The sequence below is a fragment of the Microcystis sp. LE18-22.4A genome (assembly GCF_027531105.1).
Classification (GTDB): domain Bacteria; phylum Cyanobacteriota; class Cyanobacteriia; order Cyanobacteriales; family Microcystaceae; genus Microcystis; species Microcystis aeruginosa.
Window position 1 is genome coordinate 1 of the sequence record NZ_JAPZRB010000220.1, and the last position, 13,702, is coordinate 13,702.

19 protein-coding genes are annotated in these 13,702 nt (G+C 41.3%); 7 read left to right on the plus strand and 12 right to left on the minus strand.

The window, feature by feature from the left end; genetic code table 11:
- Positions 1–120: 120 nt before the first annotated feature.
- The 9 genes from O9295_RS09720 to ccmO form a co-directional block, all read right to left on the minus strand.
- Positions 121–342 (minus strand): DUF5615 family PIN-like protein, encoded by a 222-nt coding sequence (locus tag O9295_RS09720; RefSeq protein ID WP_261779487.1) that lies wholly within the window; start codon positions 340–342, stop codon positions 121–123.
- Positions 339–716: a DUF433 domain-containing protein gene (locus O9295_RS09725; protein ID WP_002762697.1), complete on the minus strand. Its 378-nt coding sequence runs from the start codon at positions 714–716 to the stop codon at positions 339–341. Before O9295_RS09725 ends, O9295_RS09720 begins: the two co-directional genes overlap by 4 nt.
- Before the next feature lie 451 nt (positions 717–1,167).
- Complete coding sequence (locus tag O9295_RS09730) at positions 1,168–1,542, minus strand: type II toxin-antitoxin system PemK/MazF family toxin (RefSeq protein ID WP_288032823.1); 375 nt, start codon at positions 1,540–1,542, stop codon at positions 1,168–1,170.
- Positions 1,523–1,825: a hypothetical protein gene (locus tag O9295_RS09735; protein ID WP_016517016.1), complete on the minus strand. Its 303-nt coding sequence runs from the start codon at positions 1,823–1,825 to the stop codon at positions 1,523–1,525. Before O9295_RS09735 ends, O9295_RS09730 begins: the two co-directional genes overlap by 20 nt.
- 145 nt (positions 1,826–1,970) lie before the next feature.
- Positions 1,971–2,342, minus strand: a complete 372-nt coding sequence (locus O9295_RS09740) for a type II toxin-antitoxin system PemK/MazF family toxin (protein WP_288032824.1) — start codon at positions 2,340–2,342, stop codon at positions 1,971–1,973.
- Positions 2,335–2,565: a type II toxin-antitoxin system MazE family antitoxin gene (gene mazE / locus O9295_RS09745; RefSeq protein WP_498043076.1), complete on the minus strand. Its 231-nt coding sequence runs from the start codon at positions 2,563–2,565 to the stop codon at positions 2,335–2,337. Before mazE ends, O9295_RS09740 begins: the two co-directional genes overlap by 8 nt.
- Positions 2,566–2,788: 223 nt before the next feature.
- Complete coding sequence (locus O9295_RS09750) at positions 2,789–3,799, minus strand: adenine-specific methyltransferase EcoRI family protein (protein WP_288032825.1); 1,011 nt, start codon at positions 3,797–3,799, stop codon at positions 2,789–2,791.
- Between the two features lie 37 nt (positions 3,800–3,836).
- Positions 3,837–4,673: an EcoRI family type II restriction endonuclease gene (locus O9295_RS09755; protein ID WP_288032826.1), complete on the minus strand. Its 837-nt coding sequence runs from the start codon at positions 4,671–4,673 to the stop codon at positions 3,837–3,839.
- 445 nt (positions 4,674–5,118) lie between these two features.
- Positions 5,119–5,919, minus strand: coding sequence for a beta-carboxysome assembly protein CcmO (gene ccmO, locus O9295_RS09760; protein ID WP_147070239.1), 801 nt, complete (start codon positions 5,917–5,919; stop codon positions 5,119–5,121).
- A 213-nt stretch (positions 5,920–6,132) separates the two neighbouring features.
- Between ccmO and O9295_RS09765 the strand changes: the two genes are divergently transcribed.
- From O9295_RS09765 to O9295_RS09775, 3 genes are all read left to right on the plus strand, one after another.
- Positions 6,133–7,212, plus strand: a complete 1,080-nt coding sequence (locus O9295_RS09765) for a RuBisCO accumulation factor 1 (protein WP_012264393.1) — start codon at positions 6,133–6,135, stop codon at positions 7,210–7,212.
- A gap of 16 nt (positions 7,213–7,228) precedes the next feature.
- Positions 7,229–8,266: a polysaccharide pyruvyl transferase CsaB gene (gene csaB, locus O9295_RS09770; protein WP_288032828.1), complete on the plus strand. Its 1,038-nt coding sequence runs from the start codon at positions 7,229–7,231 to the stop codon at positions 8,264–8,266.
- A 277-nt stretch (positions 8,267–8,543) separates the two neighbouring features.
- Complete coding sequence (locus O9295_RS09775) at positions 8,544–8,894, plus strand: hypothetical protein (RefSeq protein WP_002760665.1); 351 nt, start codon at positions 8,544–8,546, stop codon at positions 8,892–8,894.
- Here the strand turns inward: O9295_RS09775 and O9295_RS09780 are convergent, their stop codons facing one another.
- From O9295_RS09780 to O9295_RS09790, 3 genes are all read right to left on the minus strand, one after another.
- Positions 8,895–9,464, minus strand: a complete 570-nt coding sequence (locus O9295_RS09780) for an ExbD/TolR family protein (RefSeq protein WP_002760667.1) — start codon at positions 9,462–9,464, stop codon at positions 8,895–8,897.
- 18 nt (positions 9,465–9,482) lie between these two features.
- Positions 9,483–10,121: a MotA/TolQ/ExbB proton channel family protein gene (locus O9295_RS09785; protein WP_002760669.1), complete on the minus strand. Its 639-nt coding sequence runs from the start codon at positions 10,119–10,121 to the stop codon at positions 9,483–9,485.
- A gap of 322 nt (positions 10,122–10,443) precedes the next feature.
- The gene (locus O9295_RS09790) at positions 10,444–11,349 is read right to left on the minus strand and encodes a metal ABC transporter permease (protein ID WP_061430563.1); all 906 of its coding nucleotides are present in this window, start codon (positions 11,347–11,349) and stop codon (positions 10,444–10,446) included.
- A 134-nt stretch (positions 11,350–11,483) separates the two neighbouring features.
- On the opposite strand from O9295_RS09790, the gene O9295_RS09795 reads away from it, so the two are divergent.
- From O9295_RS09795 to O9295_RS09810, 4 genes are all read left to right on the plus strand, one after another.
- Entirely contained in the window at positions 11,484–12,002 is a 519-nt protein-coding gene (locus O9295_RS09795; protein ID WP_002734244.1) for a cofactor assembly of complex C subunit B, read from the plus strand.
- A 7-nt stretch (positions 12,003–12,009) separates the two neighbouring features.
- Positions 12,010–12,426: an acyl-CoA thioesterase gene (locus O9295_RS09800; RefSeq protein ID WP_147070234.1), complete on the plus strand. Its 417-nt coding sequence runs from the start codon at positions 12,010–12,012 to the stop codon at positions 12,424–12,426.
- A 3-nt stretch (positions 12,427–12,429) separates the two neighbouring features.
- Positions 12,430–13,059 (plus strand): DUF1361 domain-containing protein, encoded by a 630-nt coding sequence (locus tag O9295_RS09805; protein WP_288032829.1) that lies wholly within the window; start codon positions 12,430–12,432, stop codon positions 13,057–13,059.
- 370 nt (positions 13,060–13,429) lie between these two features.
- Positions 13,430–13,702, plus strand: a 273-nt coding sequence (locus tag O9295_RS09810) for a helix-turn-helix domain-containing protein (RefSeq protein WP_288032830.1), incomplete at its 3' end; no start/stop codon positions are given.

The window sequence follows — 13,702 nt, forward strand, 5'->3', positions numbered from 1 at the left end:
TCTGAAATGGGGCGAAAGTCTGTGGACTCTGTGTAAGACAGTACATGGTTTTTTAACTGTGGTATGCGACGGTGGTGGAAGCAGAAACTTAAATCGTGAGGTTTAGGAATCGCCGCACTTTTAGGGCGGCGAGGATGTCAAATTTCGGTTAGCAGTAAGAATCATCATCTCGTGTTCTTGAGCATAGCACCAGACTAGGCGATCGCTACTTTCCATCGACAATCCAGCCTCTCTAAAGGTAACAAATTGGACAGACTGGAACTCAAGCCAACCACGTTTTGCCAATATACCAAGAAAAATCAGCGCATAACCGTCGAGGTTGTAGTCAACTAAGAAAGTCATTGTTTTTGTGCGGCACGTCTCGCTCTCTGCTCCTCAAGCTTTGCCCAAAACGCTTCTTGCCCTGGTTTATGTGGCATTGCTGCAATTCGAGCAAAGCGTTCGCGGTTACGATCTTCCCAGTACTGACGAATTTCTTCTCTATTTTGAAGAACCTCTTGATATTCAACCTCGACCTGAGCTTGGTTTGCCGTAATGTAGGACAAAGCTGCGTCAATTTGCGCGTCCGTGAGGTTAAATGTGTCGCGAATCAGTTTAGCAGGATAATCAGCTTTTAGGAGATCGATCACATCATAGAGGCTAGTGCGTGTGCCAGCAATCGTTAGCCCACGCTCTGTACGGATAATTTTCGCTTGTTGGTTTGCCGTCCAGGTCATTCCCTTAGCTCCTTAGAATCCACTTATAGGAATTAATTGTACAAACAATCAGCTGGCCAAGGAGCAGTTGGGGTGATGAAAGGAACCCAAACTAAATCTTAGATTAAGACTTCCCCTATTTTACTCCTCAACTCAACGAACAGGCTCACTTACTAATTATCACAGCAGGTAACACCTGAATACAGTCCGCACAAATTGGCATGAAGTCAAAGATCACAGTTGGGGTTCTGCCGTCAACCTAACCCACCAGAGCGGCGTACTGCTACGCAGTGCCTTCGGCATCGCACTTTAACCCACAGTTTCCATCAATGTGCATGGTGCGTTCCCCAAAATCGAGCGCTGGAGCAGTAGGACTTGCATTAGGGAACGCACCCTACCATCTGAATTCACCCGCCATTTTGGTCTATTTTCCAGCATCAGTCGCTTTTTATTAGTCGGGTGCAATGATTTGTTAGACCTCAAATTCGATTACAGTAGTAATGGCGGCTACAATTTCCAGTATTGTAATTTCAGAAACGCTTCCTAATTTACGAATAAACCTTTGTAAATCCACCCCCCTTAGTTGAAGAGTATCAATTGCAGAAGCTTTATTCAATCCATTGATACTGTTAGGTTCAATTTTAACGTGCCAGAAATTTGCTGAAAAATATGTTTTCCAGTCTGTAATAGGAGCAATAAGCTTGATAGGAAGCTTTCCTACTGAATCGGAACTGATGACGACGGCAGGACGCAATTTTTTGATTTCTGCACCAACAGTAGGATCGAAGTTGACTAACCAAATTTCTCCACGTTTTGGCAGCTCAGGGTTAATACTCAATGATGTCACCTGCCATTAACTGCTGCCATTCAGAATCTTGTTGATAGTGAGAGAGCATTATATCGGCTTGACTTTTGAGAATATTCCTCCGTTCAGTCATTGGTAACTTCAGAAAAGCAAGACGCTGTTTTAAGGATGGAGAGATATATTCGCTGGTAGAAGAATCAGAACTAACTTCTTCAACCAAAATAACTACCTCAACAGTTTGTCCTACAGTCAGATCTGGAGATTCAATTTCAATTCTATTTCCCGGTAGGACTTTTGCTGTCGTGTACAAAGTTGATTTAACCATTTTAAGCCTTCTCTTTAAGTATTGTTGTTAATATAGCTTATTAAGATCGGCGACCGCACTTTAACCCACAGTTTCAATCAATGTGCATGGTGCGTTCCCCAAAATCGATCGCTGGAGCAGTAGGAGCCACATTAGGGAATGCACCCTACGGCGATAGCGATTTGCTGAAACCGAGCTCAATACATACTGCTTTCTCTATTTCTTCCCAATAAACGTCTTCTAAAACACCCTGTTTATTCTTAATTCTTTGAGAATAAACAGCCCTCATTTGACTTAAGTTGATGTGTCGATCTCCGTCTAGTCCATTCTGCACTGTCGGTGTAATATTGACAACAAAAGGATAAGTCCTTTTCCCGGGCAACAATGGAGCAACTACTGTCGTTGTTCCATTTTGATTGCCAATATCGTTTTGTAAAATCAGGCAAGGACGTTCTTTATCGGTTTCATAACCAACAACGGGTTTCAGATCGATCCACCAGATCTCTCCTCGCTTATAGGTTAGTCTTCCATTAGGCATTTAGACCGTCGCCCACTACAATATCCCAGACAGAGATTTCTGCTTGCATCTCTGGATCATTGGCCTGATCTTTATAAGCTTCTTCTAGCTCTTTCATAAAAACCCTTCTCTTCTCTTGCCAGAGAACATCATTTATAAAGCTGCTACGATTGCTTGCTAGTCGATCTACAAATTCCAAAACTTCGTCGTCTAAGGTTATGCTAACTTTCTTACTCATTGCCATAAACTGTTTACGACAGCCCGGTAGGATTAGATCATCATACTAACTAATCCTACATTAATTGTCAATGCCTGCCTCTGATCTGTAAGTAGATTAAAGGCCTAACGACATCTATGGGTGCTACCCAGTGTCTTCGGTATCGCACTAGCTTTGGAGCATAACGATCGAGTTCACCTATATTTTGGATCGTAGCGGAAAAATGTCAGGTACAACGATTTGTTATACATTATCTTTCTTTGTCAGTTAAATCAAGATATTCAGTTTGTATTCGTTTATTCTTGATTAGTATTCTAAAATACGGACATTTCCCATTTACTGATAAATCTTTATCATCATTCCCTTTTCTGAATTTAATTATTTCAAATTGTTCGGGATTAAATTTATGTAAAAATGTTATTGGCACCCCCATATATCCCTTATAGTCTATTGGTATATCTTGTGTTTTATTAATATTAATTCCATCATAATTGTCATACTTTGGATATTGAACTTCGTTGCCAAAATATCTTTTTGTAAGTTTTATATCTTCGTGCCGCTTAAAATTATCTAAATTAGTAAGCCATAAACAATTGTTCGGTGATATTATTCTATTACCAGAGTTATCTATTCGAGTTTCTGTTCCATATAGTTCATAGTGTTCAGGTACAATAAAACCTGAAATACCTCTACCAAGATTTATTCCTAACCACGCCTTGTTTTCTTTAATAAGTTTGAAAATTTCTTTATAGGTTATTGCATTAATATTTCCAATTATCAAAAACTTTTTATCGTATTTAACCAATTGAGCTACATACTCTCTGAATAATGAAAATGGGGGATTGGTAACAACAATATCGGACTGCTTTAATAGTTCAATGCTTTCCGAACTACGAAAATCACCATCTCCATTAAAGTAAACTAGGTCAGTTGAACTTGGTTTGTTTTTTTCGCCTTCTGTACCTGTATATTCAAAGAAAAAACCTTTTTCATCTTCTTCTGTATTAAATAAATTTTTTACTTGCTCTCTATAACAAGATGTTATTATTTTTTTAAGACCTAATTCCTTGAAATTTGAGGTAAAATAATTAAAAAAGTTACTAATTCGGGGGTCATCGCAATTGCAATAAACTACTTGATTTTCAAAATGACTTTTATAATGCTGTAATTCGCTTTCTATATCTGAAAGCTGTGTATAAAACTCATCACTTTTTGATTTTTTAGCTTTTTGTAATAATTCGTTTGTTGCATTTCTTGCCATTTTCAACCTATTTTGATTTAATAAATCTTTGTTTTAGTTATTTACTTTTGGTTATCTGATTAAATATCTCACTGCCTAATACTTTAAGAGAGGTTTTAGAAATTTCAAGCATAATATCAAACATTTTTTTGAGATCCCATTTTTCGCCATTTCCTTGTGTGTATATAGAAGTTGCTTGAAGCATAATTGTTTTATCTTTATGCTTGACAAACTTATTTTTACACAAATTGGTATTAATGGGCATTCCATAATTTGCAGAAGTTAACCTATCTAATCTATTTAGCGTTCCTGAATTGTATTCAAGCGTTACAAACCTTCCGTCGGGTCTTTTAATTGAAATAGTTTCTGTTAAAAAATTTGAGCCTTCCAGAAATAATACATAGGGAAAATGAGATTCAGATAACATCAAATTAGCGATTTCAGATATGTTTTTATGGGATCTTTCTATCGCATTACCAGCAGCCATCAAATCCTGATCATTTTTTGCTCCTACAAGTTTTCCTGCTTTGATGTTTTCAATGTCTTTCCCCTGATGTTTAGCTTCCGAAACTAAAACGATTCTCCAATTACCGTTATCATCTTTTACTTCTATTATTCCACCATCGGGTATAATACTTGAATTTGATACAAAAAGTGTTTGTCCTAATTCAGGGTCAATTTTCTTTAATGCTTCGTTTATTTCTTCTTTTTTTATGCTCTTTTTGTATTGAAAAGATAATTGAGGAAACTCCTTTTCAAGCTGTTCAATTACAAAAAGTGAAATTTTTCCAACAGTTATGTCGTGTGATTTTGCTTCATCTCCAAATATACCAACCACACCTTTAGACTCTTTATGTTGATTCGTTAATCTTTTTGATTGATTCTTTTTAGTCATATTGTGCCTTTTCTTTACTTAAATCTGCCACTTTCTGCTACAGGCAATGTATCTATAACGAAAGATTATACGAAAACTTTCTGCATAACACTCTCTACAGTAACGATATAGGTCAACTTTCGGTATATCACCTCATTTAGGCGCAATCGCTAGAACTTTTCTCTATATCACGCCCAAAAGCCTGTTAGCCAGATTAGCATATTGTCAAAAACCTTGTTTAACTAAATTTCTGACAACATAGGCTCATTCTACCGATGATTATTCGATCTGACCGCACCCCTTGACAAAAATTTATCATTATTTGATTCGTTTAATTGTCGGGGGCTTCTGTAAAGATTTTTTACCTGGAAATCCACACCCACCAACAAACTTTTTGCCGCAAACCCTAATTCAACCTTTTGCTCCTGTACTTTTAGCAGCACAGGAGCAAAGTTGAAAATAAAAATTAATAACTGTCCTCATCGGTGATAACTTCCACGGGAATCACTTCTTCTAACACTTTTTCCTGTATTTCTTGGCGACGAATCGGTATTTTGGTTTTTTCCAATTCAGGTAAAGCGACCAATTCCCGTTGTTTTTCCCGAACAGTATTGGGTAACAACATCGGTAAAGGTTCGGGAGTTTCTAACCAGTAGCTGGCCACCGGTAAAGTATGTTCTAAATCTTCCAATAAACGGGGAATAATCATCACCGCGTGCAGTTCACCGATTTTCTCTGCTTCCCGCATTCCCGCATCAATGGCCACGGCCACATTAGCGACGGAACCCCGGATAATGGCCGTACACAAACCATCCCCAATTGTTTCGTAGGAAGCTAACTGCACATCGGCCGATTTTAACATGGCATCGGCTGCCCCCACCATAGCGGGAAAACCCCTGGTTTCCAAGAGACCGATCGACATATTGCTCAGTTTGCTGAAACCCCGTTGACTTTGGGCAATTTCGGCTAAACGGCTACCAATTGGGAAAATTACCTCTAAATTGGGCATCGGTCGGGGAATAACCGATTTAGATACCAATTGTCCGAACTGTGCCGCGGTTTTTGCCCCTTCTTCCACTGCTAACCGCACATCGGCAATATTACCACGCACGATCGCCGTACAGTGACCACCGCCAATTTTTTCGTAACCCACGAGGGTAACTTCTGCGGATTTTAGCATCATATCCGCCGTCCCAACGATCGCCGGAAAGCTGAGGGTAGAGACTAAACCCAAGGCGCTATCTTTGGGGTGACGCTTGGTTTTCATCGTCCTTTGACCGGGGTTAGTTGTGGACGAGGGGGGAATGCTTCCATTAACTCTTAATCTAGACATTGAAGATAAACTTGCCCTAACAGGTACGAAGGGGGTGATTGTCAGCTATCCTGTTACTATCTAGTCTATCCTGTTAACCTTAATTGCTATTGAAGATTTTTGAGGGATTAGATAAATTTTAGTTATTGTAGCTTGATCAAGTTGTCTATGACAGAACAGCCTCGCAGTACAGATGATCGAATCAGCGAAACGGAAGCGACCGAATTAATGCGCTCGCTGCTTCATAAGGAAGGAAATTGGGTGAATTGGGGGCAAAAATGTCAAAAACTGCAAAAAGCTGGCTACGATTCCCAGTTAATCTTTGAACAAACCGGTTTTCAAAATGCCCAACAAAATTTAATTATTGTCGCTGCCCAAGTTTTTGAGAGTTTAATCAAAGCGGGGGCAGCTGAAGATTTATTAAGTTACTACATCGGGCCGCGCAGTGATGTGCTATACGAATTACGGATTCTCAACCAAGAACAAAGACTAGGGGCAGCGAAATTAGCGGCAGAAAAAAGGATTGAGGTGGCTGAAGCACACGATATCGCCAAAGCTATCCAAGATTTTTCCCGTTTATCCCAGATTCCCAGTGAATTTACCCGTCATCCTGGAGATGCGATCGCTTACCAGTGTTGGAAACGGGGCAAACAAAAGCGAGATTTAGCCGAAAGAGCGAAATTAATCGCCAAAGGGTTGAAATTTGCCCATTCTGACTCGGCCAGACAGGCGATCGAGTCTTTACTACAAGATTTTACCGTTACTCCCTCCCGTAGCGCACCGTTGCTACCCGTCCATCGTTTACAGGATGAGGACGAATTAGCCAGAATTATTCCTTTAGTGGGAAGATTTCCGGTGACGGTAACTGATATAAAACACACAGAAAGTTTGAGCGTCGAGGAACCTTTTCGACTGGTAACGGTGGGGGATAAACAAACAATCGTGCCTCTCCCCGGTTGGCAAGCAATTCTCAAAGCGATCGATCCTGTAGCGATTTTATGGCCTAGCGATCAATTACCTCGATCGATTGCCACCAGGTCCGAGGAAGTGTTATTAGTGATCGATCGAGTTTTGGCCGAATGGGACGTGAACAATTATTATCTAGTAGAGAGAGATAATTCCGTCTCTTTACAATGGTTTGATAGTCCCCCCGATGTCACAATCCTAGGTCAATTGGTCTTGATTTTAAGAGCCAAAAATATCCTCGATGAAAAAAACATCACCGAACCCTGGCAAATGGACGACTAAAACTGATAACTGATATATGCGTGCAGTAATTTGTGGATATTATGGGAGAGGAAACGGAGGAGATGAGGCATTATTAGTGTCTCTATTGCAGATGTTGCCCTCAGCAATTAAACCTATTGTTTTGTCAAATAATCCCAGAGAAACCAGTCAACGTTATGGAGTGGAAGCCTGTCCTAGTAGGGATTGGTGGCAAGTTTTTCAAACTATGAAAAAAGCGGATATATTTATCTGGGGTGGCGGCAGTTTAATGCAGGATGTCACCAGTTTTGCCAGTCCAATTTATTACGGTGGTTTAATGGCTCTTGCTCAATTATTGGGCTTAAAAACTATTGCTTGGGGGCAGGGAATTGGACCATTAAATAGACCTTTTACCCGTTGGTTAACCAAAAAAGTTTTACAAAAATGTAGTTTAGTTAGTGTGCGCGATGATACTTCGGCTCATTTAGTCGCCAATTGGGGTATTCATCCCATTGTTGCCCCCGATCCAGTATGGGCTTTAGACGCTCAATCAGTCAAGGGATTATCGGATTTACCCGCCCCAAGAATCGCCGTCAATTTACGTCCCCATCCCCTATTAACCCCGGCAAAATTAGATAAATTAACCCAAGCTTTAATTGATTTACAAATCAGTACGGGGGCGTTTATTCTCTTAGTCCCTTTTCAAAAGTCGCGGGATTTGCCCCTTTGTGAAGCTGTAGCCTGTCAATTAAGGGAAAATCATCAAATCATTAGTTTAGAGGATCCAAGACAGTTAAAAGGCTTATTTCGCGGGGTAGAAATGGTGATCGGAATGCGCTTTCATAGTTTAATTATGGCCGCGGCAGAAGATTGTCGTTGTTTTGCCCTTAGTTATGATCCGAAAGTGTCGCGATTAATTGCCGAAGTACCGATGCCGGGTTGGGAATTAGATCAGTTACCAGAGGCAGTTAATGATATTAGTACCACTTGGATTGATTTTTATGCCAATGGAGAGGGATTAACCAGCGATCGCAAACATTTTTTAATCGATCGAGCTTTAATTCATCGAGAAATTTTATCTAGATTGGTGAGCTAATTTTTATGTCGAGTGCGATTACCGATGCCAGGGCTATTTCATTCTAAAAAGTCTCAAAATATGCTTAAGTCCTTGACATTGTGGCATAGGTTTTGATCAAGGGGAAAGGAGGCACTCGGCACATCCCCATCCTGCTTCGGTCTCGTGTGGGGACTTCCCGTGCCATATTTTCGTTAAGGGCAGTAAAGGGATCGTTAAATCAATCAGAAATTGTTATAGCCCATTTCCTCCAGAGCCTAGCATAGAGGGGAAACCTCCTTTATCCCTAGGTAATTGCATGAATGGACTACAACAACAGATTATCAGTCTTGAGCAGAAAGTCGAGCGTTTACAGGATATTGTCGAAAGCCTCAGCCAGCAAATTGCTATCCTAGCTGGGGATAAATCGAGTCATTCCCGGCGAGAATCCCTGGAAATGGTCGGTTTTTCCGAGTTATCCGATAATAGCCTCTACGATCATAAAGATATTCTCCGGGATCACGGTGGCAAACAAGCGCCAGCTGTCAATGGCGATAATTCTTTTGCCGATGAAATCCAAATTCGCCGATTAACGGCACAATTGACGGCGGCCTACAATCGCATTGCCGCCCTCGAAGAACAATTACTCAGCTATCGCATCCATTCCTAGTTAATTGCTGCCCAGAGGATTGGGTAAACTGGGCAAGGTGGGATTAGTCGGCAAATTGGGCAAAGGATTGCTATTTTCCAGGGTGGGATTATTAGCCTCCCCCGATAGAGTCGCTAAAGCCACACGATCACCGCCTACCTGTCGCAGTAGGTCTAAAACCCCAACCACTTCGTTATAACTGGCATTTCTGGAGGCATTCAGTACCATCAGTCCATTGGGACTATATTGATGATAATTCTTGATCGCCTCGAACAACTGGGCGCGAGTCACCATTTGTTTTTCGACGTAGAGTTGTCCGAAATCATCGAGACTAACCACCAACATTTCCCGCATCGGGGTGGTGGCGGTACTAGCTTTCGGTAAATCGAGACTGATAGCCTGTTGGCGAGATAATCCCACTGCACCGAGAATAAAGAAAGTGAGAATACAGAAAATTACATCGATCAAGGGAATGATATTAACCTGCACATCCTCTTGAATGCGGTGTTGATCATGCCATAATTTGAGCGGACGGGCTGTGATATGGCTACTTTTTGGCTTTTTGTGGTTAAGAGATTTAGTTTCGGCCATGCTTGATAAGGGAGAGATTTAGCGATCGAGAGGTTTTTCTAGGTTAGCACTGAGGGCGTATTGTTGGTCTTCTTGGTGTAACCAGCGTTGGCGGTAGATAATTTCTAAATCACTGCCGGCCTTGCGAAAAATTCGGGCTTGATTGAACCAGAGTCCCTGAAAAACACGATAGAAAGCGAGGCTAAAAATAGCGACAATTAAGCCGGTAGCGGTGGAAATTAAAGCTTCACTAATACCTAAAGTTACTCCCGCCGTCGAGGAAGTTCCCAGGTCACTTAATTGAATATTGGCCAAAGAGGTAATTAAACCGAGTACCGTCCCTAATAATCCTAACAGGGGAGAAAGGGCAATGACTGCCTCAAGGATTTTATCGCCCCGTTTCATTAGGGATAATTGTTCATCGGCAGCCGATTCGAGGGCAAAGTGAAAAACCTCTGGATCTGGATTTTCTAAGCGCAGGGGTGCGTAGAGATAGCTACCAATGGGGTGATTGCGGGAATCTCCGGCGACTTTTGCCGCCAAATCCCAGTTACGGATGGCGGATTCCATAATGCGATTTAAAATCTGGCCCTCACTGAGGAGAGTACGACTCCAAAACCAAATTCGTTCGATAATAGTGCTAAGAGCTAAAATAGACAGAAAAAGCAGCGGCCACATGGCCACTCCGCCTTTTTGGATTAAATCAGTTATACTCACGAGTTGTTTTGTTCCTCCAATACCGGGCGATTCGGGCTTGATTATTTAGTTTAAGATTTAAGTCGATCGATTGACATTTATACTTCTTATACCATTTTTCAAAAATCGTGCCATACTTAAGGCGTTTCTCCTAAAGATGAAGTATAACCTGATAGGGCATCCTCTACTGTCTCGGAGTCTCGACTAGGAAATTAATTCTGCACGACTACTGATAGCCGTTATCAGTTTTTTAGCTGTCGGCTGTTTTTGATCACTTGCCAAAAACCCCACCTTCTGCTGCAAACTAACGTCGTCTCAACAAATTTTTCATCTCTCCCCAGATAGAAAGTTGACCACCTAGACTAGAGGGATGGGTGAAAATTCCCTGACGGGGACTGAATAAAAAGGCCAACATAAATAGGGTAAAAGCGACAAGCACGATCGCCGGTCCAGAGGGTAAATTCCAGTAATAACTTAAATACATCCCACTGATACTAGAAATAATACCCACACCCACACCTAAACCCATGACTTGATGGAGACGGGTAACTAAAAGATAAGCAGTGGCCGCGGGGGTAATCAAAAGGGACAAAACGAGGATTACTCCCACCGCTTGGAGACTAGCAACTATTGTCAGACCGATCAGGAGCATTAAGCCTAAATCTAATAAATTTACCGGTAAACCCGCCGCTTGCGCCCCGATTTTGTCGAAAGTGTAGAATAATAGTTCTTTATACAGGAGCAAAACGGTTAATAAAACGATAACGGCAATAATTAGGGTATCGCGAATGTCGGCAGCAGTAACACCGAGAATATTGCCGAAGAGAAAGTGATTAAGGTCAATTTTGTTGTTTTTTTGGATGAGAGTGATCAGGGTGATGCCAAGGGCAAAAAAAGCCGAGAAAACGATCCCCATGGCCGCATCTTCTTTGATTGGGGAACGATTACGGATCAAGTTAATCAGTAGAGTACTGACCATTGAGGCTAGTAAAGCACCCAGTAGCAGATTAAAATTACCAATAAAAGCGATCGCTAATCCGGGTAAGACCGAGTGACTGATGGCATCGCCCAAGAGGGCCAAACGTTGTACCATCAGGTAGGTTCCCACCACCGCACAAATGATCCCGACGATGATAGCTTCAATTAGGGATCTCTGCATGAAACTATACTGTAAGGGTTCGATTAATCCTGTTAATAGATTGTTGCCCATGAATCTGCCTTGGGGTTAAATTTTTCTGATTCTCGATCGAGGTTTTGCTCCTAGGGTCTATCTTCTGATCGGGGGAGAAGATAGGTTAGGATAATTAGGATTAATTGTAAGTTTTTTCGCTCCTAACCGCTGCCATGGATACCCCCGTTCTTTCCTCAACTTTTTTTCTGACTCTCCTGCTCATGGTGGGATTATTCTTTTTTATTCGCGGTTCCGTCAAAGAGCGTATCGAACAGCGTGTCTATCTTACCAGTACCAGTGACGACCAACTATTAGAACAACTGCGAGATTATTTTGACCGACGTTCCTATCAAGTCAAGGCGATCGAACCCGAACAGAATATTGTCAGATTACAGGGTTTTGTGCCGCCTAGCCCCTTTCTAGCGATATTTTTGACAATTTTGGCGGCCTTGGGTTTATTTTGCTTCTCACTGGTGTTATCGGTGTTATTTCCCGATACTAATCCCTATATTTTTGCTCTTGTGGGTTTATCTCCCCTCGCGGGTGTTTTCTATTGGCAAAAAGTCGGCCGTTTAGAGGAAGTGGCTTTTAAAGTAGAAAGCAAATCTCAGCAAACGGAATTAACTGTCAAAGCCCATCGGGACGAGTTAAGACAACTACAAGATAGTTTAACCTTTCTGGAAAGACAATAAGCTTTTTATGCCCTACGAGCGCCTAATTTATCTGGCCGATACCGATGCGGCCGGTGTGGTTTACTTTGCCCATCTTCTCTCGATCTGTCATGAAGCCTACGAGTTTTCTTTAGCACAATTTGGCATCAATATCAAGGATTTTTTCAAAGATTCTCCGGTTGCCCTACCGATTACTCAAGCGGAAATCCAGTTTTTTCGTCCCCTTTTTTGTGGTGATCGCATACAAATTGATTTCACTGCCCGATCCCTGAGCGAAAACGAGTTTCAATTGCAGTATAAAATTTATTTGGCTGAAATCATGGTCGCAAAAGCGAAAACTCGCCATGTGTGCATCGCTCCCACTAATAGACAAAGAATCCCTTTACCGGAATCTTTAAAACATTGGTTAGGATATTTATCAACCCTAGAGGAGACTGGTATTTAAGGGATGATTTGGGCAGATTTAACGATAATTTTAACTAGGGATTGGTGGCACAATGCTTGGCAATTATTTAACCTTAGCACCGGGAGGATTGTCTGGAATTCTTTTCTGGCCTTTATCCCCTTTATCCTTAGCTTTTGGCTATTTCGGATCGCCCTCGATCGTTCCCTACTCTGGTGGTTAATTCTCTTAGTTTTCCTGCTTTTTTTACCCAATGCTCCCTATATTCTCACCGATAGCATTCATTTAATCGCCTATCTTCAGCAGGATTACGCCAAAAGTTTATTTTTTTTAGTTTTAATTCCCCAGTATAGTATCTTTATTTTTATTGGCTTTCAGCTATACGTTCTCTCCTTACTTAATTTAAAAAGTTATTGTCAGCAAAGTCAGCTAAATTCAGCAGTTTTACCCCTAGAAATAACTCTCCATTTTTTAAGTGCGATCGGTATTTATCTAGGGCGTTTTCTCCGGCTGAATAGTTGGCATCTAGTCACTCAACCGCAGCAACTATTCTGGAGTTTGCAGAATTTACTGAATCAAAAACCTTTGATATTCATCTCTATCTGTTTTTTAATTATTTGGGTACTATACGAAATCAATAAAAGGCTTTACAATCGATTTTTTGGCTACAATTAACGCCTATCGGGGATTTCGACCCTCTCCTAGTCTCTTTCCGATTAATTAAAAGATAGTAGGAAGACAGAGATCAATTGGCCGCAGCGAAAGTAGTCGTGCAAAATTAATTTCCTAGTCGAGACTCCGAGACAGGAGACAGGAGACGGGAGACGGGAGACGGGATACAGCTATTAGGGATCGGATTTGAGTTTTCAGTTCACTGTTTACTGATCACAGCAGAAGTCTGACGGAGTAGTGGCTTAGATGTGTAATTAATTGTGCTTAGATACTTATGATCATCGAAAATTTTGGGTCTGAAACCCCGTCGTTCTACGACGGCTTTACCGTCAAATATTAGCACATTTACACGATATATGCTAGAATGCGGGATATGGAAAAAGCCTATTCGTTTCGATTTTACCCCACACCAACACAAGAGTCGCTATTGCGGCGCACTTTGGGATGTGTAAGATTGGTTGACAATAAAGCTCTCCACGAACGAACACAAGCATGGTACGAAAAGCAAGAAAGAGTAGGCTACGCTCAAACTTCTTCAATGTTGACCGATTGGAAAAAGCAAGAAGAATTAGACTTTCTCAATGAAGTAAGCTGTGTACCTTTACAACAAGGGTTAAGACACCTACAAACAGCTTTTACTAATTTC

Coding starts and splice junctions, on each gene's coding strand:
- O9295_RS09720 (WP_261779487.1), bottom strand. CDS start 342: ATGACTTTCTTAGTTGACTACAACCTCGACGGTTATGCGCTGATTTTT.
- O9295_RS09725 (WP_002762697.1), bottom strand. CDS start 716: ATGACCTGGACGGCAAACCAACAAGCGAAAATTATCCGTACAGAGCGT.
- O9295_RS09735 (WP_016517016.1), bottom strand. CDS start 1,825: ATGGTTAAATCAACTTTGTACACGACAGCAAAAGTCCTACCGGGAAAT.
- O9295_RS09740 (WP_288032824.1), bottom strand. CDS start 2,342: ATGCCTAATGGAAGACTAACCTATAAGCGAGGAGAGATCTGGTGGATC.
- mazE (WP_498043076.1), bottom strand. CDS start 2,565: ATGGCAATGAGTAAGAAAGTTAGCATAACCTTAGACGACGAAGTTTTG.
- O9295_RS09750 (WP_288032825.1), bottom strand. CDS start 3,799: ATGGCAAGAAATGCAACAAACGAATTATTACAAAAAGCTAAAAAATCA.
- O9295_RS09755 (WP_288032826.1), bottom strand. CDS start 4,673: ATGACTAAAAAGAATCAATCAAAAAGATTAACGAATCAACATAAAGAG.
- ccmO (WP_147070239.1), bottom strand. CDS start 5,919: ATGAAAACCAAGCGTCACCCCAAAGATAGCGCCTTGGGTTTAGTCTCT.
- O9295_RS09765 (WP_012264393.1), top strand. CDS start 6,133: ATGACAGAACAGCCTCGCAGTACAGATGATCGAATCAGCGAAACGGAA.
- csaB (WP_288032828.1), top strand. CDS start 7,229: ATGCGTGCAGTAATTTGTGGATATTATGGGAGAGGAAACGGAGGAGAT.
- O9295_RS09775 (WP_002760665.1), top strand. CDS start 8,544: ATGAATGGACTACAACAACAGATTATCAGTCTTGAGCAGAAAGTCGAG.
- O9295_RS09780 (WP_002760667.1), bottom strand. CDS start 9,464: ATGGCCGAAACTAAATCTCTTAACCACAAAAAGCCAAAAAGTAGCCAT.
- O9295_RS09785 (WP_002760669.1), bottom strand. CDS start 10,121: ATGTGGCCGCTGCTTTTTCTGTCTATTTTAGCTCTTAGCACTATTATC.
- O9295_RS09790 (WP_061430563.1), bottom strand. CDS start 11,349: ATGGGCAACAATCTATTAACAGGATTAATCGAACCCTTACAGTATAGT.
- O9295_RS09795 (WP_002734244.1), top strand. CDS start 11,484: ATGGATACCCCCGTTCTTTCCTCAACTTTTTTTCTGACTCTCCTGCTC.
- O9295_RS09800 (WP_147070234.1), top strand. CDS start 12,010: ATGCCCTACGAGCGCCTAATTTATCTGGCCGATACCGATGCGGCCGGT.
- O9295_RS09805 (WP_288032829.1), top strand. CDS start 12,430: ATGATTTGGGCAGATTTAACGATAATTTTAACTAGGGATTGGTGGCAC.